The 20992-nt window shown below is 34.7% G+C and carries 17 protein-coding genes; 7 read left to right on the plus strand and 10 right to left on the minus strand.

What is annotated here, in order from left to right; translation table 11 throughout:
• Position 1: 1 nt before the first annotated feature.
• The 3 genes from BSF41_RS11865 to BSF41_RS11875 are packed head-to-tail and all read left to right on the plus strand — an operon-like array spanning position 2 to position 3401.
• Positions 2-1291: an HlyD family secretion protein gene (locus BSF41_RS11865; protein WP_095929703.1), complete on the plus strand. Its 1290-nt coding sequence runs from the start codon at positions 2-4 to the stop codon at positions 1289-1291.
• A gap of 51 nt (positions 1292-1342) precedes the next feature.
• Positions 1343-2995 carry a S41 family peptidase gene (locus BSF41_RS11870; protein ID WP_095929704.1) on the plus strand — a complete coding sequence of 551 codons (1653 nt, stop codon included), beginning with the start codon at positions 1343-1345 and terminating at the stop codon, positions 2993-2995.
• A gap of 22 nt (positions 2996-3017) precedes the next feature.
• Positions 3018-3401 (plus strand): hypothetical protein, encoded by a 384-nt coding sequence (locus BSF41_RS11875; RefSeq protein WP_095929705.1) that lies wholly within the window; start codon positions 3018-3020, stop codon positions 3399-3401.
• Between the two features lie 18 nt (positions 3402-3419).
• On the opposite strand, the gene BSF41_RS11880 is transcribed toward BSF41_RS11875, so the two are convergent.
• The 4 genes from BSF41_RS11880 to BSF41_RS11895 all read right to left on the minus strand — a co-directional run bounded on the left by BSF41_RS11880 (position 3420) and on the right by BSF41_RS11895 (position 5992).
• Positions 3420-4127, minus strand: a complete 708-nt coding sequence (locus tag BSF41_RS11880) for a tRNA1(Val) (adenine(37)-N6)-methyltransferase (RefSeq protein WP_095929706.1) — start codon at positions 4125-4127, stop codon at positions 3420-3422.
• 127 nt (positions 4128-4254) lie between these two features.
• Entirely contained in the window at positions 4255-4608 is a 354-nt protein-coding gene (locus tag BSF41_RS11885; protein WP_095929707.1) for a four helix bundle protein, read from the minus strand.
• A 283-nt stretch (positions 4609-4891) separates the two neighbouring features.
• Complete coding sequence (rimM, locus tag BSF41_RS11890) at positions 4892-5416, minus strand: ribosome maturation factor RimM (RefSeq protein ID WP_095929708.1); 525 nt, start codon at positions 5414-5416, stop codon at positions 4892-4894.
• 15 nt (positions 5417-5431) lie between these two features.
• Positions 5432-5992: a 30S ribosomal protein S16 gene (locus BSF41_RS11895; protein WP_095929709.1), complete on the minus strand. Its 561-nt coding sequence runs from the start codon at positions 5990-5992 to the stop codon at positions 5432-5434.
• A 189-nt stretch (positions 5993-6181) separates the two neighbouring features.
• Here BSF41_RS11895 and BSF41_RS11900 point away from each other — a divergent pair, with 189 nt between their 5' ends.
• Both BSF41_RS11900 and BSF41_RS11905 read left to right on the plus strand, forming a co-directional pair.
• On the plus strand, positions 6182-6673 hold the full coding sequence (locus BSF41_RS11900; protein WP_095929710.1) for a DUF6252 family protein: 492 nt from the start codon (positions 6182-6184) through the stop codon (positions 6671-6673).
• A 113-nt stretch (positions 6674-6786) separates the two neighbouring features.
• The gene (locus tag BSF41_RS11905) at positions 6787-7131 is read left to right on the plus strand and encodes an RNA-binding protein (RefSeq protein WP_095929711.1); all 345 of its coding nucleotides are present in this window, start codon (positions 6787-6789) and stop codon (positions 7129-7131) included.
• Positions 7132-7243: 112 nt separating this feature from the next.
• On the opposite strand, the gene leuB is transcribed toward BSF41_RS11905, so the two are convergent.
• The 6 genes from leuB to BSF41_RS11935 all read right to left on the minus strand — a co-directional run bounded on the left by leuB (position 7244) and on the right by BSF41_RS11935 (position 14876).
• Entirely contained in the window at positions 7244-8299 is a 1056-nt protein-coding gene (gene leuB / locus BSF41_RS11910) for a 3-isopropylmalate dehydrogenase (RefSeq protein ID WP_095929712.1), read from the minus strand.
• Between the two features lie 160 nt (positions 8300-8459).
• Positions 8460-9980: an alpha-isopropylmalate synthase regulatory domain-containing protein gene (locus BSF41_RS11915; RefSeq protein WP_095929713.1), complete on the minus strand. Its 1521-nt coding sequence runs from the start codon at positions 9978-9980 to the stop codon at positions 8460-8462.
• A 199-nt stretch (positions 9981-10179) separates the two neighbouring features.
• Positions 10180-10776 (minus strand): 3-isopropylmalate dehydratase small subunit, encoded by a 597-nt coding sequence (gene leuD, locus BSF41_RS11920; protein ID WP_095929714.1) that lies wholly within the window; start codon positions 10774-10776, stop codon positions 10180-10182.
• 178 nt (positions 10777-10954) lie between these two features.
• Positions 10955-12349 carry a 3-isopropylmalate dehydratase large subunit gene (gene leuC / locus BSF41_RS11925; protein ID WP_095929715.1) on the minus strand — a complete coding sequence of 465 codons (1395 nt, stop codon included), beginning with the start codon at positions 12347-12349 and terminating at the stop codon, positions 10955-10957.
• A gap of 518 nt (positions 12350-12867) precedes the next feature.
• A complete protein-coding gene (locus tag BSF41_RS11930; protein ID WP_095929716.1) occupies positions 12868-13788 on the minus strand; it encodes an AraC family transcriptional regulator in 921 nt (306 codons plus the stop codon).
• A 284-nt stretch (positions 13789-14072) separates the two neighbouring features.
• A complete protein-coding gene (locus BSF41_RS11935; RefSeq protein ID WP_095929717.1) occupies positions 14073-14876 on the minus strand; it encodes an SDR family oxidoreductase in 804 nt (267 codons plus the stop codon).
• 343 nt (positions 14877-15219) lie between these two features.
• On the opposite strand from BSF41_RS11935, the gene dnaE reads away from it, so the two are divergent.
• Together dnaE and BSF41_RS11945 are read left to right on the plus strand one after the other, a co-directional pair.
• Positions 15220-19755: a DNA polymerase III subunit alpha gene (gene dnaE / locus BSF41_RS11940; RefSeq protein WP_095929718.1), complete on the plus strand. Its 4536-nt coding sequence runs from the start codon at positions 15220-15222 to the stop codon at positions 19753-19755.
• Between the two features lie 177 nt (positions 19756-19932).
• Positions 19933-20904: an outer membrane beta-barrel protein gene (locus BSF41_RS11945; RefSeq protein WP_095929719.1), complete on the plus strand. Its 972-nt coding sequence runs from the start codon at positions 19933-19935 to the stop codon at positions 20902-20904.
• The last annotated feature ends 88 nt before the right edge of the window (positions 20905-20992 follow it).

Genomic DNA, 20992 nt, shown 5'->3' on the forward strand with positions numbered 1-20992 from the left:
CATGAACAAAGATACATTTGAATTAAGAAGCGAAGAGGTTCAGGATATCCTGACCAAAGTACCACATTGGATGATACGATGGGGAACAGTTTTAATATTTACCATAATTGTTTTATTGTTTTTTGTTTCCTGGTTTGTCAAATATCCAGATGTTGTAAAAACAGAAATCGTAATTACCACTAATATTCCGCCAGAGAAGATCGTTTCAAAATCTTCTGGACGTATTGAGGCTATTTTGGTTAAAAATAAAATGCTGGTTCCTAAAAACAGCACATTGGCTATTATTGAAAACACAGCCAATTACAAGGATATTTTTCGACTAAAGGATATTGTTGACAAATACGACATCAATAACTCCCAAAAAGAATTTCCTTTTGAGCTATTGAAAAATGTTCAGTTCGGTGAAGTAGAAAGCGCTTATGCTGCATTCCAGAAAGATTACCAGGCGCAAGAATTAAATAAAGACCTACATCCATTTCAGATCGAAAGTAGAGCGCAACAGTCTGAAAAGGTCCAAATAACAGAAAGACTGGAAATCCTGCAGCAACAGAAAATAATTAACGAACGCGAATTGGAACTTCAGAAAAATGAAGTGGCTCGTTTTGAAACGCTGTTCAATAAAGGAATTATTTCTGCTCAGGAAATGGAAGTTAAAAAATTGAATTTCCTTCAGGCGCAAAAGAACTATCGAAGCCTGCTGTCCTCGATTTCTCAATTGAGATCTTCTTTGATTGACAACACAAAATCAAGCCAGAATTTGCAAATAAATAGCACTAAAGAAGAGGTTAATCTCGACCGTAGTGTTTCTCAGTCCTTTTATCAATTGAAAAAAGTGATAAGAGATTGGGAGTTGGCGTATGCTTTAAAATCATCAATTAGTGGAAAGGTCACCTTTTTGCAGGTTTGGAACGAAAATCAGACTATAAATGTTGGAGATAACGTGTTTTCTATTATTCCAGATGCAAAAAACAGTTTCATAGGAAAAGTAAAAGCTCCAGCTTTAAATTCAGGAAAAATAAAAGTGGGGCAGAGGGTGAATATTCGTTTGGCAAATTTTCCTGATAGAGAATTTGGCGTTTTAAAAGGAGAGATCAAAAATATTTCGCTGGTGCCCGATAAAGAAGGAAATCTACTTATAGATGTTGCGCTTCCAAACGGTTTGAAAACATCATACAATAAACAAATTGCTTTCCAGCAGGAAATGAAAGGAAATGCAGAGATTGTAACCGAAGATCTGCGTTTAATTGAGAGAATCCTGTATCAGTTTAAAAGCATTTTTGAACAAGTTTAAAAATTAACCAATCCCACATACCTAACCACTAACCAAAATCACAAATTTTAAATGAAAAAAACAGTACTTATTGCCTTTTTATTATTATTTCAATATTCTTTTTCAAAACCAATTACCGAAACTCAAAAGCTAGCTGCAACCTGTAAAATCTGGGGTTTCTTAAAATATTATCATCCAAATGTTACCGATGGAAGTAAAAATTGGGATGAACAATTATTTCAAATCCTACCAAAAGTTGAAGAAGCGAAGACTTCTGAAGCATTTTCTCTGGTAATTGAAAATTGGATTGATTCTTTGGGGGAAATTAAAAAACAGGAATCTTTAAAACCTGCTGTAAAAAAAGAATATTTTGATAAAAATTTCGATTTGTCATGGGTCAATAATAAAGAATTGTTCTCGAAATCACTTTCAAAAAAATTGAAATTTATTGAAGAGAATAGAATTCATGAAAAACAGTACTATGTTGCTTATGAATTCGGCAGTAATGGCCCTCCATTACAATTTAAAAATGAAGTAAAATATGCAGATTTTAAATGGACGGACAAAAAACTTCGTCTTTTGGCGTTATTCAGATATTGGAATTACATTGAATATTTCTTTCCCTATAAATACCAAATGGATCAAAATTGGGATAAAGTATTAAATGAAATGCTACCAAGATATTATACTCCAGAATCTGAAAAGGATTTTAATTTGGCAATGCGCGAGATCTCTGTAAAGCTAAATGATACTCACGCTTCAACTAGTATGTCTCAATTGTTCGAATATTTTGGGGATAAATTTATTCCTGCAGATGTTAATATCATTGATGAAAAAGCGATAGTTGTTGCATTGAAAAATGATTCTCTAGCAAAAGTTAGTGACATTAAAATTGGAGATGTAATTACAAAAGTAGAAGGAAAAACAATTGCGGAAATTTTGAATGAAAACCGAAAGTATGTAGAAGGGTCTAACGAGCCGTCTGTTTTAAAGAATGCATATTGGGCAATTTTTAACGGAAAAACACCTTCTTTTGAAATCGAATTTATTCGAGACGGAAAAACGGCAGTAAAGTCTATTAATAGATATAAGTACGAAGATTTAAAAATTCAGTTTTCAGATAAAGAAAAATGGAAAATTTTAGAGGGTAATATAGGTTACGTTGATTTTGATGAACTTAATCCAGCAGATGTCCCAGCCTTAATTTCGGCATTAAACAATACGAATGCAATAATTTTTGATAATAGAAATCGACCACACGAGGTTATGTATCCAATTGCAGATTGGCTTAATTCTGAAGAGAACGAATTTGCTAGATTTCTTGATCCAGATGTAAATTATCCTGGGCGTTATTATTGGAGAGAAGGAATTCAGAAGTGCGGAAAAAATAATCCAGATCATTATAAAGGAAAAGTAATTGTTATAACTAATGAAAAAGCTGTAAGTCATGCTGAATTTACTGTAATGAGTTTACAAACGGTTCCTAATTGTGTAGTTATCGGAAGTCAGACTGGTGGTGCAGATGGAGCAAACTACGGATTTTCGCTCATTAAAGGATTTTATACTTCATTTACCTGCTATGGAGTTTTTTATCCAAACAAAAAAGAAACTCAAAGAATTGGTATTGTTCCAGATATCGAAGTTAAACCAACTATTTTAGGTATTCAGCAAGGCAAGGATGAAGTTTTGGAAAGAGCAATTCTTTTTGCTAAAAACGGCAAATAATTAAAATAATAGTAAAAGTATAATGAAAAAAATCATCGTTTTTTGTCTATTCTTATTAGGGGCTGTTAGTTATTCTCAAAAATTAGATTGTACTAAATTTAAGAATGGAAAGTTTGCGGCTCCAGCTTTTCCAGATGAATATGCTATTCGGAAAGATTCTATTGAAGAGGGTTATTTTGAAAGTAAATTGCAAACAGTTTGGAGTGTCAAATGGCTTAGTGATTGCAAATTAGAAAAGATCTGTATTAAAAATTTAGGAGCAGATAATGTTAAAATTGGGGATAAAAGTGTAGCAGAAATAATTTATACAGATGATCAATGTGTTACTTATTCAATAGTATATTTTAATGAAGAAAATCCGAATGGAATAGGTTTTCAAAGAGGAGTGTGTCTGCAAAAAGAGTAATTTATTTAAAGATGCTTTTTACATCTTTAAATAAAAATCTTTAGTCAATTCAATATACTCAGGAGTATAAACGTGTCTGTCGATTTCGATGATAAGTTCATCGATTTCAATTTCAGGAACTTCATTTCGGCTAAAAGCTAATAAACTACGCTTAATTTCCGATTTTGGAGTTCCCTTAACTCTTGTGATTTTTATTGGATAAAGTTCTGATTCTTTTGCTAAAGCAATAAATTTTTCTTCTTCTTTGAAAGGAAGAATAACGGCTAAAATTCCGTTTTCTGAAAGTAATAAATCGGCAGCCTCAACAATTTCTTCAAAAGGCATTGCATCCTGAAAACGCGCTAAATCGCGTTGTTCGTTATCTGTTTTGTAATCCTCAGCATAAAAAGGCGGATTCGAAACAATTAAATCATATTCATCTTCCGGTTCTTCAATAAATTCATCTAAACCAGCATGAAAACAAAATAAACGATCGCCCCAAGGAGAACTTTCAAAATTTTCTACCGCTTGTTCGTAAGCGTCTTCATCAATTTCTAGAGCATCAATTTGTTCAGCATGGCTTCTCTGTGCTAGCATTAAAGCAATAATTCCTGTTCCAGCGCCAACATCTAAAACACTAAACGGATTATGATGAATGGGAGCCCAAGCGCCAAGTAAAACACCATCAGTGCCTACTTTCATAGCGGTTTTGTCTTGTTTAACAGAAAATTGCTTAAACTGAAACATAAATTAAAATACCAATTTGTAAAATTCCAAATTCCAATCTAAGAGCAGAAATTCCAAAATGAAAATTCCAAATTCCAATTGAAGTGGATAGTTTTGTTGAGCTGCAAAAGTAAGATTAAATATTAATTTATTGCTTAGAAGTTTTGGTAATTATGGCAGAAAGAATTTTTCGTAACTCTTCAATTTCAAATAATAAAGATTCTGAAAGTGAGTTTTGATCAGGATTTAAATCGTTTAAGAGCTGAAGCCAAAATTTAGATTCCTTAGCTTCTTTCCGGGCTATTTTAAGACGAAACAATAAATCTTTATCTCCAAGGTTTTCATTTGCTTCAATATAATTTGCTCCAACAGAACCAGATGAACGTACTAATTGTTTTCCGTCTTCAATATTAGATGTGGTTTTAGGTAAAGCACGAATATAAATTCTGCATTCTTTCGCAAACAAGAAGGTTCTTTCTTCTAGATTGTATGGTTTACTCATGGTTATTAAACTCCAATTTTTTTAAATTCCAAATTTCAATTTATTAAGCATAAATATAAATAAAAAGACATGAAAAGAAAGTTTTTTCTTTCAAAAATAAATAAAAAAGCCTCCCATTTCCAGAATTTGGAATTTTGAAAAAATTTAACCTTGATTAAGGTTTGGAACTTAAAGAATCGGTATTTAACCTAATTTAAGTTTTGGAATTTGGAATTTAAAAAAGTTGGAATTTAACTTTGTTTAAGTTTTGGAATTTGGAATTTAAGAATTGGAATTTCTAACTTTATAAGTACATCTCAACAAGACCTTCAGGAAGATCCATGATTACTTTTTTGTTCTCACGATCAATTTTTACAAGAAAATTATCAATCATTGGAACTAAGATTTCAACTTCACCATTTAAAACTTCAAAAAGAGGCTGGGCAGTTGAATCGTTGATAGAAGTTATTTTTCCGAAAACACCTAAACGCTGGTCTTCGATTTCGAAGCCAATAACTTCGTGGAAATAGAATTTATTGCCAGTAAGTTTTGGCAACATAGTTAAAGGAAGGTAGATTGCATTTCCTAATAAAGCATCTGCATCTTCTTCGGTATTTACATCTTCAAAACGAACTCTTAGAAAGTCGTTTTTGTGTAATGAACTTGTTTCAATAAAAAAAGGAACCAAGTGTTTGTTGTGTTCAACAAACACTGATTCCAGATTTTCGTATAACTCAGGCTCATCTGTGTCTAAATAGACCAAGACTTCACCTTTGAAACTAAATTTTTTAGCGATTTTACCTAAATAAAAACAGTCTTCTTTACGCATTATCGCTAAGTAAAATTATGCTTCAGTTGTTTCGTTATTCTCTTCAGCAGCAGGAGCTTCTTCAGTAGCTTCAGCAACTTCTTCAGCAGCCTCAGTAGCTTGTGCAGCAGCTTCAGCTTCAGCTTGTGCGGCAGCAGCATCAGCAACACGTTTAGCGTTAACTTCTTGCTCAGCTTTTAAAGCTTTTGCTTTAGCATCAGCTTTTGCTTTAGATAAACCATCTTTTTTAGCATCAACTTTACCAGCTTTTGAATCTAACCAAGCAGTTAATTTAGCATCTGCTTGCTCTTGTGTTAAAGCACCTTTACGAACTCCTCCATCAAGGTGGTGTTTCAATAAAGCACCTTTGTAAGAAAGAATAGCTCTTGCAGTATCAGTTGGTTGAGCACCATTGTGTAACCATTTAACTGCGCTGTCAAGGTTTAACTCAACAGTTGCTGGGTTAGTATTTGGATTGTAAGTACCGATTTTCTCTAAGTATTTACCATCTCTTTTTGAGCGTGCATCTGCAGCTACTACCCAGTAAAAAGGTTTTCCTTTTTTACCGTGTCTTTGTAATCTAATTTTTACTGACATAATCTAGTGATTAAATTTTGAGGTACTCGACCTCTGTTAATTAAGGGCGCAAAGATATAATTTTTTTATGAAAAACACGTTTTAAAGAAGATTAAATATACTTGAGTTGTTTTTTTAGCATTTTTTTGACTTTTTAATTTAAGTATTTAGTTCTTAATGCAATACTTTTGCATCAAATTCATTTTAAACATGAAAAAATACTTTTACTTTTTATCATTTTTACTTTTACTTATCTCTTGTACAGAAGATGTAAGATTTAATAATCCTGCTTTTCAGACTTTAAAAGACAATAATTTTTGGAGGGCTCAAGTTTACGAAGCAGGAACAGAATCGAATGGAACTTTTGTTATACATGGTTCTCTAGGGTATGAACAAATAAGTTTTAAACTTCCTACGCCAACCGTAAAGACCTATGTTTTAGGTGTAGATGATGTTACAAAAGCTATTTATAAAAACACTTATAAAGGACAAGAAGCAGAATTTAGTACAGGAGCTGCCAAAGGAAGCGGGCAAATTGTCGTGACGGAATATAATACGGAAGAAAAAACTATTTCGGGAACGTTTAAATTTACTGTAGTTAATACTGATCCTAGTGCTGAGAAGCAAGAAATGCGCTTTTCAGAAGGTGTTTTTTATAAAATTCCAGTTGCACCAGAAGGGAATTTTGTTCCCGTTGATTAAGTTCTTCGTCTGAATATATTTTGCAAAATCAAAATAAAAACTTAAATAAACTAATATATAGTAGATTACAGAATAATAAGACTACATTTGCTTATTATTATAAATAAATATCTATGAATATTTTTGTTGGAAGCCTTCCATTCAGTATTGAGGAAGCAGATTTAAGAGAGTCTTTTGAGGCTTATGGAGCAGTTGACTCTGTTAAAATTATTACTGATAAATTTACTGGAAGAAGTAAAGGATTTGGTTTTGTTGAAATGCCAAATGATGCAGAGGCTCAAAAAGCAATCGATGAATTGAACGGTGCTGTAGTTTCAGGTCGTACAATCGTTGTAAATAAATCTGAGCCAAAACCAGAAGGCGAAAGAAGAAGTTTTAATAACAACCGCGGAGGAAACGATCGTGGTGGTTACGGAAACAACCGTGGCGGAGATCGCGGAAACAGAAGAGAATATTAATGTTTTTTTTCTAAAATATAAAAGGGATCAACTTTCGTTGATCCCTTTTTTTGTTTCAGGTTTCAAGTTTCAGGTTGTTGAAACTTGAAACCTGAAACAAAAATTAACTAAGTTATACATTCGCAGCTAACCAGTCACCAACTTCTTTAGTGCCGTATGCTTTTCCGCCATTAGCTAAATCTTCAGTAACTACTCCAGCTTCTAAAGCCTTGTTTACAGCATCTCTCATTGCTTTTCCTTCTTCCATCAATCCGAAGTTTTCGAACATCATCGCAGCAGATAAAATAGTAGCCATTGGGTTTGCTATGTTTAATCCTGTAGCTTGTGGGTAAGAACCGTGAATAGGTTCAAATAAAGATACTTCAGCTCCCATAGACGCAGAAGGCATTAATCCCATTGAACCTGAAATTACAGAAGCTTCATCAGTTAAAATATCTCCAAATAAGTTCTCCGTAATCAATACATCATAAGAGTTTGGCCATTGAACCAAACGCATAGCAACCGCATCAACAAATTCGTAGCTTACTTCAACTTCTGGATACTCTTTTTCCATTGCCTGAACTGTTTCTCTCCATAAACGTGAAGTTTCCAAAACGTTTGCTTTGTCAACGCAGCATAATTTTTTAGAACGAGACATGGCTAATTCAAAACCTTTTTTAGCTAAACGCTGTACTTCGGCTCTTGTGTAAACACAGTTGTCGTAAGCTGTATCTCCGTTGTCTTTTCTTCCTTTTTCACCAAAGTAAATTCCTCCAGTTAATTCTCTTAAGAAAACTAAATCAGTTCCTTCAATTCTTTCTCTTTTTAAAGGAGATTTATCTAATAAAGATGGGAATGTAAAAGTTGGTCTTACGTTTGCAAATAAACCTAAAGCTTTACGCATTTTTAACAAACCTTGCTCTGGACGTACTGGTGCAGAAGGATCATTATCATATTTTGGGTGGCCGATTGCTCCAAAAAGAACCGCATCAGCATTTTTACAAACTTCGTGTGTTGAATCTGGATAAGGTTCTCCCACTGCATCAATTGCAGCAGCACCGGTTAAAGCTGGTTTCCAAGTGATTTCATGTCCGAATTTTTTTGCAATAGCATCAGATACTTTTACTGCTTCATTTATTACTTCTGGTCCGATTCCGTCTCCGGCTAAAAGGGCTATGTTTAATTTCATTCTATATGTGTTATTTAGGTTCTAAGGTTCTGAGTTGCTAAGGTTCTAAGTTTTTCTTCTTAGTGGCTTAGTTTTTTTTAAAGGTTCTAAGGTTCTGAGTTGCTAAGGTTCTAAGGTCAAAGAAAAATCTTAGAACCTCAGGCCTTAGTTTCTTAGCTCCTTAAGTAATTATATTAAGCATTTTTTGCGTTGCAATAATCGCTGCAACGGTTTGATCTGAATCTAATCCGCGGGTTTTGAATTCTTTTCCGTTGTTGACCCATGTAATAATGGTTTCGCACAATGCATCAGAACTACTTCCTGGAGGGATTCTTACCGCATAATCAATTAATTTTGGAAGCGTTAATTTTTTGCTTTTATAAATCTTAGATAAAGCATTCATAAAAGCATCAAACTGACCGTCTCCCTGTGCATTTTCTTCGATTATTTCTCCGTTTAAATTTAAAGATAAAGTCGTAGATGGGCGCATTCCTTTAGAATGAACCAGCATATAAGAATTTATAGTTATTTTTTCTTCGTACGTATGACTGTCCAAAACATCCGAAATAATGTATGGAAGATCTTCTTTGGTTACGGTTTCTTTTTTGTCGCCCAACTCGATAATTCTTTGGGTAACCAATTTCAAATCCTCGTTGTTTAGTTTTAAACCTAATTCCTGAAGATTTTTTTCGATATTGGCTTTTCCTGAAGTTTTTCCTAGAGCATATTTTCTTTTTCTTCCAAAACGTTCCGGAAGAAGATCGTTAAAATACAAGTTGTTTTTGTTGTCACCGTCAGCGTGAATTCCAGCTGTTTGTGTAAAAACATTATCACCTACTATAGGTTTGTTGGCAGGAATTCTGTAGCCTGTAAAAGTTTCTACCAACTTGCTTACAGAATATAGAGAAGTCTCTTTTACATTGATGTTTACTTGTGGCAAATAATCGTTAATTACAGCAACAGTACTTTCAAGAGGTGCATTTCCAGCACGTTCTCCCATTCCGTTTACTGTTACATGAAGTCCGTTGATTCCAGCTTTTATCGCTTCCATAACATTAGCAACGCTTAAATCGTAGTCGTTATGTGCGTGGAAATCAAAGTGAATGTTTGGATATTTCGCTCTAATTTTTGAAATAAACTCAAAAGTTAGAGATGGAATTAAAACGCCTAAAGTATCAGGAAGTAAAACTCTTTTAATTGGCTGAGTTGCTAAGAAATCTAGGAATTGAAAAACGTAATCTGGAGAATTTCGCATTCCGTTGCTCCAGTCTTCCAGATAAACATTAGTTTCTATATTATTTTCTTTAGCTAAAGATATAATCTGAGCAATTTCAGAAAAATGCTGTTCGGGTGTTTTTTTCAATTGATGCGTTAAGTGATTCATTGAACCTTTGGTCAACAAATTTTGCACTTTGGCTCCAGCTTTTTTCATCCAGTCAATTGAAACGCCTCCGTCAACAAACGTCAGAACTTCGATTCTTTCAATGTAACCACGTTCTTCAGCCCATGAAGTAATGCCTTTTACGGCCTGAAATTCTCCTTCGCTTACACGTGCAGAAGCAATTTCGATTCTATCAATATTTAATTCCTCCAACAACAATTGCGCAATGGTTAGTTTTTCTGCAGCAGAAAAAGATACTCCTGAGGTTTGTTCACCATCACGAAGTGTCGTATCCATTATTTCAATTTTTCTTTTTTCCATATTGATGTTTCTAACGGGTGGAATATTTTTAATATTCCTGTTTTAATTTTGACGCTGATTTTACGGATTCGTTTTGCGAAGACTCTGATAAAACAGATTTTTTATATTGAATAAAATAAAATCCGCGTCCAATTATTCTAGAAAGACCCGACTGGTTTTTGAAACCTGTCGGGTCTAATATCCTGAATGAGATTTCTATTTAGTAAGGAAGTTTATCAGCAAAAGCTTTAATATCTTCCTTCATATCTTGTAAATAATCAATGTCGTCAAAACCATTAATCATATTGTTTTTTTTGTATCCGTTGATAGCGAAAGATTCTTGCTGACCAGTCGACAATAAAGTAATAGTTTGGTTTGGAAGATTGATTTCTAATTCTGTTTTAGGATCAGCTTCAATTGCTTTGAAAATAGTTTCAGCAAATTCTGGGCTGATTTGTACTGGCAAAACACCAATATTTAAACAGTTTCCTTTGAAGATATCAGCAAAGAAACTAGAAACTACAGCGCGGAATCCGTAATCGTAAACTGCCCAAGCAGCGTGCTCTCTAGAAGATCCAGAACCAAAGTTTTTTCCTCCAACCAAAATTTTTCCAGAATAAGTAGAATCATTTAAAACGAAATCTGCTTTTGGTGTATCGTCTCCGTTGTATCTCCAGTCTCTAAAAAGGTTGTCTCCAAAACCTTCGCGTTTTGTAGCTTTTAAGAAACGAGCTGGAATGATTTGATCTGTATCAACGTTCTCAATTGGCAGTGGCACTGCACTGCTGGTAAGTATAGTAAATTTATCGTATGCCATTTTGATTTTTGATTTTAGATTAACGATTTCTGATTTTAGATTTTAGATTTGTTGTTGTATCTTAAAATTGTAATCGTTAATGTTTTTTTGTAAAATGTAAATTGAAATTTTAGAAGATTTTTTAATGAAGCGTATCGAAATCTGAAATCAAAAATCGTTAATCTTCATTCCTAAATCTTTAAAAAAGCTCTCTAGGATCTGTTAGTTTTCCTGTAACAGCAGCTGCAGCAGCCATAATTGGACTTGCTAATAAAGTTCTCGAACCAGGACCTTGACGACCTTCAAAGTTTCTGTTTGAAGTACTTACTGCATATTTTCCTGCAGGAACTTTATCATCGTTCATTGCTAAACAAGCTGAACAACCCGGCTGACGTAATACAAAACCAGCTTCAGTCAGGATGTCTAAAATTCCTTCTTCTTTAATCTGAGCTTCAACAACGTGAGAACCTGGAACTAACCAAGCGGTAACATTATCTGCTTTTTTTCTTCCTTTTACAATTTCAGCGAAAGCTCTAAAATCTTCAATACGTCCGTTTGTACAGCTTCCTAAGAAAACATAATCGATTTGTTTTCCAATCATTACGTCATCTTCGTGGAAGCCCATATAAGCTAAAGATTTTTTGTAAGTCTCCTCACCACCTTCAACTTGGTTTGCACTTGGGATATGTTTTGTAATACCAATTCCCATTCCTGGGTTTGTACCGTAAGTAATCATTGGTTCGATATCTTCAGCTTTGATATTTAATTCTGCATCAAACACAGCATCAGCATCCGTTTTTAGAGTTTTCCAGTATTCAACAGCTTTTGTCCAAGCTTCACCTTTTGGAGCGTATAATCTTCCTTCAAGGAAATCGAAAGTAGTTTGGTCAGGAGCAATCATTCCTCCACGAGCACCCATTTCGATACTTAAATTACAAACCGTCATACGACCTTCCATTGTCATGCTTTCAAAAACATCACCAGCATATTCAACAAAATAACCTGTTCCTCCAGAAGTAGTTAATTGAGCAATAATATAAAGAGCAACGTCTTTTGGACCAACACCTTTGCTCAATTTACCATTTACGTTAATACGCATTTTCTTTGGTTTAGGCTGCATAATACATTGAGTAGAAAGCACCATTTCAACCTCAGATGTTCCGATACCAAAAGCGATAGCTCCAAAAGCACCGTGAGTAGAAGTATGTGAATCCCCACATACGATAGTAGCACCTGGCAAAGTAATTCCGTTTTCAGGACCTACTACGTGTACAATTCCATTTTTTTGGTGACCTAATCCCCAGTGCGAAATTCCGTATTCGTTTGCATTGTCTTCAAGAGCCTGAAGCTGGTTAGCAGAAAGCGGATCTTGAACTGGTAAATGTTGGTTTATGGTTGGTGTATTGTGGTCGGCAGTTGCAAAAGTACGTTCCGGATATAATACGTTAACGCCTCTTGATTTTAATCCTAAAAAAGCAACAGGACTCGTAACTTCATGAATGAAATGGCGGTCAATAAAAAACACATCTGGTCCATCTTCAATTTTACGCACAACATGTGAATCCCATACTTTGTCAAATAATGTCTTACTCATTTTTTATTTTTTTTAATTGTAATTTCTATAACCACAGCAATTTCCTGTTCATTATAATAGCAAAACAAAAGTAAAAAAAGATAAAAAAGCGTCAATTTCGATATTTCATTATATACGATACCCAAACTAATTTACAAATTGCCAAACGGCTTTTGTAGACTAAAATTTGAAAGAAAAATGATTAAGAAACTGATTTGTTTTTTCTTTTTCGGCTTTAATTTTTCTTGGTTGTTTTTTGTTTTAATAGTTTGCAAATTTATCTCAAAATCAATATAAAATATAAGAATTTGATTGAAAAAATCTAACAAAATACATAAAAATAGTAATAATTGTTAGTTTTGATTTCTTTGCAAAAAGAATGCTTTGTTGGTTTTTGAAGGCTTTTAAAAGAGTTTTTAGGACGTTATTTAGATTCAATAAATCATCTAAATACTACGACATCCAAGAAGTGTATTTTTATGAAATTTTATGATTTTTTGAGGCAAAAACTGATTTTTTGAGAGCAGTATTTTTGAAAATTAATTCAATGAATTTTTAAATTCTAATGGAGTAAGATTGGTTTTCTTTTTGAATAATTTACTAAACGACTGAGGATATTCAAAACCTAATTGATAAGCAATTTCTGCAACAGAAAGATTGGTGGTAATGAGGAAATCCTTTGATTTTTCTATTAATTTCGAATGAATATGCTGTTGCGCATTTAATCCAGTTAAATTACGAAGCATATCGCTGAGATAATGGCTCGAAACATTAATCTGTGAAGCCAGAAATTCTACCGTAGGTAATCCTCTTTTTAGGGTTTCTGCATTACTGATATAGTTATCCAGAGTTTCTTCGACCTTTAATAACAAATCGTGGCTGATGGTTTTTCTGGTAATAAATTGACGTTTGTAAAAACGATTGCTGTAATTCAGCAGAACATCGATATAAGAAACAATCACATCTTGACTCATCTCGTCAATTGCCGTGTTAAGTTCGTTGTCGATACTTTTTAATAATCCAATAATAATTGTTTTTTCACTATCTGAAAGATGCAGTGCTTCATTGGTGTCATAAGAAAAGAAACCATATTTTTTGATGCTTTTTCCTAAAGGGTAATTTCGAATAAAATCAGGATGGAATAAAAGTGTATAGCCGCCATATTCAGCACCTTCTTCATTTTCAGTAAAGATTAACTGATTGGGAGAAGCAAACAGGAGTCCGCCTTCATTAAAATCGTAATAACCTTGACCGTAGCCCATTTTGCCATTAGTGGAAAACTTATAAGATACCTTATAGAAATCAAGCAAAAAGGCATGATTCGCTAAATCTCCATTAATGACCAATTGTGTGTTGTCTACCAAACTCACCATTGGATGAAGCGGTTTTGGCAATCGAAGTAGGTCATGAAACTGTGATATAGAAGAGATTTTTTCCGGATTATTGTTTTTCTTTTCCATGATATAAAAATAAGAAAATTAAAAGACTAATGAGGCTTTCCAAAAAGTATTAAATAAGCTCTTTGATTTATGAAAGATCAGCTTCGGAGAAGCGAAATATTTATAGGAATCATATTTATTATTGAGAGCAGAGCTCCAGCGGAGCGACATCTGTATTGCAATAAATATGTCGCTCCGCTGGAGCTATTTTGCACTTTCATAATTGAATTTCTATAAATATTTCGCTCCGCTGGAGCTTAAAAAAAGAATATTGAAAGCTTTTTGGACAGGCTTATTAGGAGTTATTATGCTCCAAGAAACTGTTTTCCAAATTCGGTGCGGAAAGTTTCAGCGCCTAATTCTAATCGTTGTTTGTAAAGTGCTTTTGCGTCTTCTCCGGCAACATATCTTAATTGATTTTTTCCGTCGGTTGCAGCTTCATAAACTACATCGGCAATTTGCTCTGGGGTTGATGCCATTTCAAACATAGTGTCGACACTTGCAAACATACTGTTTGTCATGGCCTCGTATTCGGATTTTGCTCCTGTATCAAGAGAGCCATGCAGAAATTCAGTTTTAATACCGCCTGGAGAAACCGTTTTAATATGTACGCCAAACGGATTTAATTCGTAAGCCATACTTTCACTCCAACCTTCCAATCCCCATTTCGTTGCGTGATAGACAGACCCTAAAGGGAAAGCGATTAATCCGCCGATAGAAGTTGTAGAGATAAATAAACCGTTTTTTCTTTCTCTGAAATACGGAATAAAAGCATTGGTAACTCGAATTACTCCCAATAAGTTAGTGTTTAATTGTTTTGTAATTTGATCGTCAGAAAGACTTTCCAAAGGCCCAATTAATCCATATCCCGCGTTATTAAAAACAACGTCAATATCGCTTAATTCAATAGCTTTTTGAACTGTAGTCTGTATCTGTTCGTAATTGGTAACGTCTAATGGCAAAAGTGTTACATTTTTTAATTGAGAAAGTTCTGTTTCCTTTTCAGGAGTTCTCATTGTGGCAATTACGTTCCATCCTTTTTCGTGGAATAATTTTGCTGTTGCTTTTCCTAAACCTGATGATGCGCCTGTGATAAAAATTGTTTTCATGATTATTACTTTTTAATTGTTTTAATTTGATGAAGCAAAGTTCAGGATACAGTACAGCTTAAAAGTGTTCATTTTGGTGCAATGAGTATCCAAAATGAATAATTGAAGTTTTTAAGAGAAAATAATGGAATTAAATGTACTTTTTAAGGTTTTTGGCGCTCTTTCATAATCATGTTAAAAATGCTTTTGTTAACAACTTTCACTTCTTTATTTCTCTAAAAAAAGCGTAAATTTGACTTCCTTCCATTTTTCATTTCGCATTTTGTTATGTTTCATGTTGTCAATGTTTTGCAATGTGTAAGATTTGAGATTTGGATCTTTAAAATTTGACTTTTACAACTCTATGTATTTAATATTCGATACCGAAACAACCGGATTACCAAAACGCTGGGATGCCCCAATAACCGATTCTGATAACTGGCCTCGCTGTATACAAATTGCGTGGCAGCTTCATGACGAAATGGGACAGCTCATCGAACATCAGGATTATTTGGTAAAACCAGAAGGATTTAATATTCCGTATGATGCCGAACGTATTCACGGAATTTCAACTGAATTGGCTGAAGCCGATGGAATCACTTTGGCCGAAGTTCTGGAGAAATTCAATATTGCTTTAAGCAAAACCAAATTTATCGTTGGACAAAATTTAGGTTTCGACGTTAATATTATGGGGGCCGAATTCCATAGAATGGGAGTGGAGTCTCAAATGGCTTCAATGCCTGTTCTGGATACTTGTACCGAAGTTACGGCTTCATTATTACAGCTTCCTGGAGGTCGTGGAGGAAAATTCAAACTTCCAACTTTGACCGAATTACACAGCTATCTTTTCGATCAGCCTTTCGCGGAAGCGCACAACGCAACTGCCGACGTTGAGGCAACTACGCGTTGTTTCCTTGAATTGGTTAGAAGAGAAGTTTTTACAAAAGAAGAATTAGATGTTCCGAAAGAATATTTCAAAGAATTTCAGGAAAGAAATGCGGAGCCATTTAAGTTAATTGGTTTAAAACACATTAATTTAAAAGCAGCATCTGATAAAATCAGAGAACAGCTTAAAGCTTTAGCTGGAGAAGGTCAGCAGACCGTTGTTTCAGAAGAAGATAAAGCTGATTTCAAAGCAGCAAAATTTGCACATTTGCACAATCATACGCAGTTTTCGGTACTTCAATCGACTATCGGAATTGGAAATATTGTAGCTGCTGCTGCCAAAAACGGAATGCCAGCCGTTGCCATGACTGATACTGGAAACATGATGGGGGCTTTCCATTTTGTGAGTGCTGTAATGAACCACAACAAAGCGGCTTCTGGAAAAAATAAAGCTTTGGTTGAAGCTGGTGAAGAACCAACAGAAACCGAAGTAAAACCAATTGTAGGCTGTGAATTTAATATTTGTGAAAACCATTTAGATAAAAGTAAAAAAGACAACGGTTATCAGGTTGTTTTGATGGCTAAAAATAAAGCAGGTTATCACAATTTGGCCAAAATGGCTTCTATTGCGTATACCGAAGGATTTTATTATGTGCCGAGAATTGACAAAAAGATTGTCGAGCAATACAAAGGAGATATTATGGTTTTGTCTGGGAATTTATACGGAGAAATTCCGAGTAAAATTCTGAACATTGGTGAAAACCAAGCCGAAGAAGCTTTAATTTGGTGGAAGGAACAATTTGGCGAAGATTTCTATCTAGAAGTTATGCGCCACAATCAGGAAGACGAAAATCGCGTTAACAAAACCCTCATTGAATTTTCGCAAAAGCATAATGTCAAATTAATTGCAACTAATAATACTTATTACTTAAATAAAGAAGATGCCAATGCGCACGATATTTTACTTTGTGTAAAAGATGGTGAAAAGCAGGCAACACCTATTGGAAGAGGACGCGGTTACCGTTACGGACTTCCAAATCAGGAATACTACTTCAAGTCGCAAGACGAGATGAAAAAACTTTTTGCCGATTTACCTGAAGCGATTATCAATATTCAGGAAATTATAGATAAGGTTGAAGGATATTCATTGTATCGTGATGTATTACTTCCGAAATTCGAAATCCCTGACGAGTTTATGGTTCCCGAAGATGAAGAAGATGGCGGTGTAAGAGGGGAAAATAAATACTTGCGACACCTTACGATGGAAGGTGCCAAAAGACGTTATGGTGAAATTACCGAATCGATTCAGGAACGTTTGGATTTTGAGTTAATGACGATTTCAAACTCAGGATATCCGGGCTACTTTTTGATTGTACAGGATTTCATCGCTGAGGCAAGAAAAATGGACGTATCAGTAGGGCCTGGTCGTGGTTCTGCAGCGGGTTCTGCCGTTGCATACTGTCTGGGAATTACCAATATTGACCCAATTAAATATGATTTGCTTTTTGAGCGTTTCCTAAATCCTGACCGTGTATCGATGCCCGATATTGATATCGACTTTGATGACGAGGGTCGTGGACGTGTAATGGATTATGTAATCAACAAATATGGTCAAAAACAGGTTGCTCAGATTATCACTTATGGTAAAATGGCAACCAAATCGGCGATTCGTGATACGGCGCGTGTATTGGATTTACCTTTATTTGAAGCCGATAGAATTGCGAAACTGATTCCAGGAATGATGCCTTCTAAATGGAATTTGGCGCGTTTTATTTCTGAGAGTGAAGATGAGGTTAAAAAAGCGCTTCGTTCTGACGAATTTGATAACGTAAAAGAATTAATCGCGATTGCCAATGAAGATGATTTGGCAGGAGAAACCATTCAGCAGGCAAAAATTCTGGAAGGATCGATGCGTAATACGGGAATTCACGCCTGTGGGGTTATCATTACGCCATCGGATATTACAAACTATGTTCCCGTAACGACAGCAAAAGACTCCGATTTATATGTAACACAGTTCGATAACTCGGTGGCAGAAAGTGCCGGATTGCTGAAAATGGACTTCTTGGGTCTGAAGACCCTTACGCTGATAAAAGATACCGTAAAACTGGTAAAATATAGGGTTGGAATTGATCTGGATCCAGATAATTTTCCAATTGATGACGAAGAAACATATGCGCTTTTCCAAAGAGGTGAAACTGTTGGAATCTTCCAATACGAGTCACCCGGGATGCAGAAATACATGAAAGATCTGAAGCCAACGGTTTTTGGAGATTTAATTGCCATGAATGCACTTTATCGTCCAGGGCCTTTGGAGTACATTCCGTCTTTCGTTCGAAGAAAAAATGGTGACGAAGAAATCAAATACGATTTAGATGCCTGTGCAGAATATTTATCTGAAACGTACGGAATTACCGTTTACCAAGAGCAGGTAATGCTTTTGTCTCAGTCTTTAGCAGGATTTACAAAGGGTGAGGCCGACGTTTTGCGTAAGGCGATGGGTAAGAAACAAAAAGACGTACTAGATAAAATGAAGCCTAAGTTTGTGGAGCAAGCTGCCGCAAAAGGTCACGACGCAAAAGTTCTGGAGAAAATCTGGAAGGACTGGGAAGCTTTTGCGAGTTATGCCTTCAACAAGTCGCACTCGACTTGTTATGCTTGGATTGCGTACCAAACCGCTTATTTGAAAGCGCATTATCCTGCAGAATACATGGCAGCGGTACTTTCGAATAACATGAACGACATCAAACAGGTTTCTTTCTTCATGGAAGAATGTAAACGTATGGGATTGCAGGTTTTAGGTCCAGACGTAAACGAATCGTACTATAAATTTACAGTAAATGATGATTATGCTGTTCGTTTCGGAATGGGAGCGATTAAAGGTGTAGGTTCTGGAGCTGTAGAAACCATTGTAGAAAATAGAAAAGATGGAAGATATAAATCGATTTTTGATTTGGCGAAGCGAATTGATTTGCGTGCGGCCAATAAAAAAGCGATTGAAAACTTAGTACTTGCTGGTGGTTTCGACTCTTTTGAAGGAACAACCAGAGCACAATATTTTCATGATGATGGCGACGGAATTACATTTTATGAAAAAGCAATTCGGTATGGATCAAAGTTTCAGGAAAATGAAAATTCATCACAAGTAAGTTTGTTTGGAGAAGCCAGCGAAGTGCAAATTGCAGAGCCAATTATTCCTGCATGTGAAGATTGGAGTACAATGGAAAAACTGGCTAAAGAAAAAGAGGTTGTCGGAATCTACATTTCTGGACATCCGCTTGACGATTTTAGATTTGAAATGAAATACTTCTGCAATGCTCGATTGGAAGCTTTAAAGAGTATGAATGAATATGTTGGAAAGAATTTGCACTTTGCCGGAATTATCAATAACGTACAGCATCGTGTAGCCAAAAACGGAAAAGGATGGGCGGCTTTCAACTTAGAAGGGTATGATGAAAGTTACGAGTTTAAGATTTTTGGAGAGGAATATTTAAAATTCCGCCACTTCTTAATTCAGAACAATTTTGCCTTTTTAAAAATATTGATCAAAGACGGATGGGTAAACCATGATACAGGTAAAAAGTCAGATCCTAGAATGCAATTTGTGGAGATTCGACAATTGCAGGATATTTTAGAAGCTTTCGCTAAGAAATTAATAGTTCTGTTAAATATCAAAGATCTTCATCCTGAATTTATTCATAAGCTGAGTCATTTGTTTGCTGAATACAAAGGAGAGAATTCTGTGACTTTTGAAATCATGGAATTAGAAAAAATAAAAAAATTGGTTGAGGTTGAAACTCCAACAGATTTTGATTCAGATGATGCTGTTTTTGAGGGAGAAAATGAAAATGAAGATACTGCGATGGAAGACACTAAGATTCAAGAGGTAAATGAGGTCGAAGAGATAAAAGTAGTCACCAAATTAACCATGCCGAGTCGTCGTTTGAAGGTTAAAATTTCAACTGAATTATTGCAGGAATTAGAGAAAATGCAGATTAATTTTAAATTGAACTAAAAAATTAACAGTTAAAATTTAAACACATGTTAATTTTTTATGTTAAAAATATGCATGCATAATAGTTTTTTAGTAATATTGCCCAAAATTACAACGTTTTCGTTCCAAGTCTAACCTTTCAAACTGTAGGAATATGTTAAAATGTTCTAAGTTTGTATAAATCAATAAATCAGAATTATGAAAAAGAACCTATTTTTATTAGGATTATTAGTTTGCTCTATGGCTTCAGTAGCGCAGACAACAGAAAAAGCAGATAAACCAGAAAGCTGGTATTTTAAATTGGGAGCTTCTTATTTTAACCAAACAGCTTCAACTGAATTTCCAGTTGTTGGGGGGCAATTGCCAAATAGAGATGTTTATGAAGGTACTTTAGGAGCTAATAGATTAGTTTCTAGAGAAAGTGTAACAGGTTCTTTTGGACAAGGTTTTAGAAGTGGAATTACTGCTGGTTACCGTTTTTCAACTCGTTTAGGAGTAGAAATGTCTGCAAACTACTATATAAGCAATGAGAAAACTATGGCTCAAACAACAAATAGAATGGTAACTCCAGCTCCTAGCGCAACTGTACCAGTAACCTATTTAAGCTTTACAGCTGAAGGAGAAATTAAGGCTTTTGATTTAGCTCCTGCAATTGTAATGTTTTTGGGAGAAGCTCATGGTTTTGAGCCTTATACTAAAGTTGGTGTTATTGTTCCGGTTCATGGTACACTAGATATTAAAACAAATAGAGAATATACAACATTCGTGGGAGCAAACCAAGTTGCTAAAACTGATGCTTACTCTAAAGACGTAGTAAAACCAAACCCAACATTAGGTTTCATGGCATCTTTAGGGACATCTTATAAATTAGGAAAACATATTTCTGCTTTCGCGGAGTTAGAATATCGCAACTTTACAGTTCACGGAAAAACTAAAGAAACTGAAGTTTACACTGAAAATGGGGTAGATAAATTAAATACAACTACTAATTTTAGAGTGGCTTCAACAGCTGCAACTCATACTAACTATGTGGATAAATTAACTACAACTTCAAATAATAGTTTAACAAACCCTAATGGTGTTGATCAAACAAAACCAATGGACGAGTTAAGTTCTTATGTTGGAATTTCTGGTTTAGGATTAACTTTAGGTATCAAATACAGCCTATAATTTATTCCAATTTATAGTTAATAAAAGAGGATATTCCGAAAGAATATCCTCTTTTTTTGTTTTGTCATTGCGAGGAACGAAGCAATCA

It is taken from the genome of Flavobacterium sp. ACN2 (genome assembly GCF_002303885.1).
Taxonomy (GTDB): domain Bacteria; phylum Bacteroidota; class Bacteroidia; order Flavobacteriales; family Flavobacteriaceae; genus Flavobacterium.

Bases quoted from the DNA above. Each gene is read 5' to 3' on its own strand.
- leuB (WP_095929712.1), bottom strand. From the start codon at position 8,299: ATGAAATTAAACATAGCCCTTTTAGCCGGAGACGGAATCGGACCAGAA.
- leuD (WP_095929714.1), bottom strand. From the start codon at position 10,776: ATGGCATACGATAAATTTACTATACTTACCAGCAGTGCAGTGCCACTG.
- BSF41_RS11915 (WP_095929713.1), bottom strand. From the start codon at position 9,980: ATGGAAAAAAGAAAAATTGAAATAATGGATACGACACTTCGTGATGGT.
- rimM (WP_095929708.1), bottom strand. From the start codon at position 5,416: ATGCGTAAAGAAGACTGTTTTTATTTAGGTAAAATCGCTAAAAAATTT.
- BSF41_RS11895 (WP_095929709.1), bottom strand. From the start codon at position 5,992: ATGTCAGTAAAAATTAGATTACAAAGACACGGTAAAAAAGGAAAACCT.
- BSF41_RS11875 (WP_095929705.1), top strand. From the start codon at position 3,018: ATGAAAAAAATCATCGTTTTTTGTCTATTCTTATTAGGGGCTGTTAGT.
- BSF41_RS11900 (WP_095929710.1), top strand. From the start codon at position 6,182: ATGAAAAAATACTTTTACTTTTTATCATTTTTACTTTTACTTATCTCT.
- BSF41_RS11880 (WP_095929706.1), bottom strand. From the start codon at position 4,127: ATGTTTCAGTTTAAGCAATTTTCTGTTAAACAAGACAAAACCGCTATG.
- BSF41_RS11865 (WP_095929703.1), top strand. From the start codon at position 2: ATGAACAAAGATACATTTGAATTAAGAAGCGAAGAGGTTCAGGATATC.
- BSF41_RS11945 (WP_095929719.1), top strand. From the start codon at position 19,933: ATGAAAAAGAACCTATTTTTATTAGGATTATTAGTTTGCTCTATGGCT.
- leuC (WP_095929715.1), bottom strand. From the start codon at position 12,349: ATGAGTAAGACATTATTTGACAAAGTATGGGATTCACATGTTGTGCGT.
- BSF41_RS11930 (WP_095929716.1), bottom strand. From the start codon at position 13,788: ATGGAAAAGAAAAACAATAATCCGGAAAAAATCTCTTCTATATCACAG.
- BSF41_RS11870 (WP_095929704.1), top strand. From the start codon at position 1,343: ATGAAAAAAACAGTACTTATTGCCTTTTTATTATTATTTCAATATTCT.
- dnaE (WP_095929718.1), top strand. From the start codon at position 15,220: ATGTATTTAATATTCGATACCGAAACAACCGGATTACCAAAACGCTGG.
- BSF41_RS11935 (WP_095929717.1), bottom strand. From the start codon at position 14,876: ATGAAAACAATTTTTATCACAGGCGCATCATCAGGTTTAGGAAAAGCA.
- BSF41_RS11905 (WP_095929711.1), top strand. From the start codon at position 6,787: ATGAATATTTTTGTTGGAAGCCTTCCATTCAGTATTGAGGAAGCAGAT.
- BSF41_RS11885 (WP_095929707.1), bottom strand. From the start codon at position 4,608: ATGAGTAAACCATACAATCTAGAAGAAAGAACCTTCTTGTTTGCGAAA.